The sequence below is a fragment of the Polaromonas sp. P1_E1_2 genome, from assembly GCF_056406035.1.
Window position 1 is genome coordinate 1 of the sequence record NZ_JBFUAZ010000631.1, and the last position, 2,424, is coordinate 2,424.

Genomic DNA, 2,424 nt, shown 5'->3' on the forward strand with positions numbered 1-2,424 from the left:
GCAATATCGACACACCGGTGGCATTGACCTGCTGGATAACCTCCAGCACCTTGGTCACAAACTTGGGCGCGATGCCCCACGACGGCTCATCCAGCATCAGCAGCTTGGGGCGTGCCATCAGCCCACGGGCGATGGCCAGCATCTGCTGCTCGCCACCGCTCATGGTGCCGGCCAGTTGCGTGGCGCGTTCCTTGAGGATTGGGAACAGCTGCAGCATCTCTTCAATGCCCTGCGCCACCTCGTGCTTGTCCATGCGTGTGAAAGCACCGAGCTCCAGGTTGCGAAGCACTGTCAGCCGGGGAAACAGGCGCCGGCCTTCCGGCACCAGCGACAGGCCCAGCGGAACGCGTTTGTGCGCCGGCATGCGGTGAACCGGCTCACCGTTGAAGGTAATACTGCCCGCTGCGGCGGCATTGAGGCCTGCCACGGCGCGCAAGGTGGTGGACTTGCCGTTTCCGTTGCCGCCCACCAGCGCCACGATCTTGCCGGGTTCGACCTGGAGGCTGRCGTCGGAGATGGCCAGTACGTCGTCGTAGCAGACCTTGAGATTTTTGATTTCAAGCATGGTGCTGCCCTTCGATCCGCGCCACGTGGCGGGGAATGCAATAAGCGTGAGGGAAAGTCACTTTCAGTCTCCCAGGTAAGCAGTGATCACGGCGGCATCATTCGACACCTCCTGCGGCGTGCCTTCGGCGATCTTCACGCCGCGGTCCAGCACGACGATCTTGTCGGCGATCGGCATGATGCCTTCCAGCACATGTTCGACGATCAGGCACGCAATGCCCTTGTCCCGGATCTTGAGAACGACGTCCACCGCTTCGCGAACTTCCGACGGATTGAGCCCCGCCATCACTTCATCCATCAGCAGGATGCGCGGCTGTATGGCCAGCGCACGCGCCACGGCCAGGCGCCGCTGCTCGCTGATGGTCATGCTGGCGGCAGGCCGGTCGGCAAAGCGTTCAAGCCCGGCAAAAGCCAGCCAGTCCATGGCAGCCCGACGTGCCTTCACAACGTTGTGCTGCAGCAGCATGGCCGCGGTCATCACGTTCTCGCAGGCCGTCATGCTGGTGAAGGTGCGCGCAATCTGAAAAGTCCGCGCCACACCGGCGCGGGCGCATGTTTCGGGCGGCAGGCCTGCGATGTCRCGGCCGCCCAGCATGATGCTACCGGCCGTGGGGGCAAAATACCCCGCCACGCAATTAAACATCGTGGTCTTTCCGGCTCCGTTGGGGCCGATCAGGCCCACCACCTGCCCGGTGTCCACGCTGAAGGAAACATCCTGGTTGGCGACCAGCCCGCCGAAACGCTTGCTGACCTGTTTGACTTCCAGCAACTTCATACGGCCTCCTCGCCGGCGTTCTGCACGGCGGCGGTGGGCACCGCCATCTGCCGCGATGCATCGGCGCGTGCCTCGCGGCGCTCCCGGAAGCTGCGCAGCCAGCCAATGAGGCCCGTGGGATAAAAGACTGCGATCACGATGATGAGGCTCGCATAAATAATGACATCGGTGCCACGGCCTGTGCCGCCGAAAGCGATGCGGGTGAACTCCTCGATGCTGGTCAGCACCACCGCGCCTACGACCGGCCCAAACAGGGTACCCACGCCCCCCAGGATGGACACCAGCGCCATCTTGATGGAGAGCGCCGTCGAGAGCACCGAATTCGGATCGATGTAAAGCTCTTTCTGCGCATACAGGCTTCCACCAACTGCCGTGAGGAAAGCGCTGACCGACAGCGCGACCTGCTTGTAGCGGGCGATGTTCACGCCAATGCTGCGGGCCGCGTCGGGTTCATCCTTGATGGCCCTGAAGTAGTAGCCGAGGTAGCTGCGCTCTATCCACCAGTTCGCGCCCAAGGTGATGATCAGCAGCCCCAGTGCCAACCAGTAGTACGGCAATTTGGTGGCGAAGTTCAGCCAGAGCCAGCCTTGTTTGTCCATCGGCACGTAAAGCCCGACCGCCGCACCGCCGTAATCCCATTCGGTGAAGAAGATCTGCACCAGCTCGGCCACGGCGATGGTGGCCATCGCAAAGTAGTGGCCCTTGAGCCGGAAGCAGGACCAGCCAAAACCCAGGCTGAGCAAGGCTGCCACCAAACCGCCGGCTAGCACGCCTATCCAGGGATTGATACCGAACTTGACCAGCAGCAGTGTCGAGACATAGGCGCCCAGTCCGTAGAAAGCCGCATGGCCGAGGGACACCTGTCCCGCATAGCCGCCCACGATGTTCCAGGCTACACCCACCTGGGCCGCCATGAGGATAAGGATTGCCATGTTCAGGTGCGAGGCATCCGTGACAGCGGGAACAGCCAGGGCAAGCGCCAGCGCTGCGATGGCAAAAATGAGTTGCTTCATGATCATGCCTTGCCCATCAAGCCCTGCGGGCGGAACATCAGCACGCCGAGGAACAACACCAGCACGATGGCC

At 62.5% G+C, this 2,424-nt stretch carries 3 protein-coding genes; all 3 read right to left on the reverse strand.

Annotated features, from left to right (window positions below; genetic code table 11):
• Window positions 1-565, reverse strand: a 565-nt coding sequence (locus AC1D1P_RS20975; protein ID WP_477674293.1) for an ABC transporter ATP-binding protein, incomplete at its 3' end; no start/stop codon positions are given.
• A gap of 63 nt (window positions 566-628) precedes the next feature.
• Window positions 629-1,339 (reverse strand): ABC transporter ATP-binding protein, encoded by a 711-nt coding sequence (locus AC1D1P_RS20980; protein ID WP_477674294.1) that lies wholly within the window; start codon window positions 1,337-1,339, stop codon window positions 629-631.
• Window positions 1,336-2,352: a branched-chain amino acid ABC transporter permease gene (locus AC1D1P_RS20985; protein ID WP_477667965.1), complete on the reverse strand. Its 1,017-nt coding sequence runs from the start codon at window positions 2,350-2,352 to the stop codon at window positions 1,336-1,338. Before AC1D1P_RS20985 ends, AC1D1P_RS20980 begins: the two co-directional genes overlap by 4 nt.
• Between the last annotated feature and the right edge of the window lie 72 nt (window positions 2,353-2,424).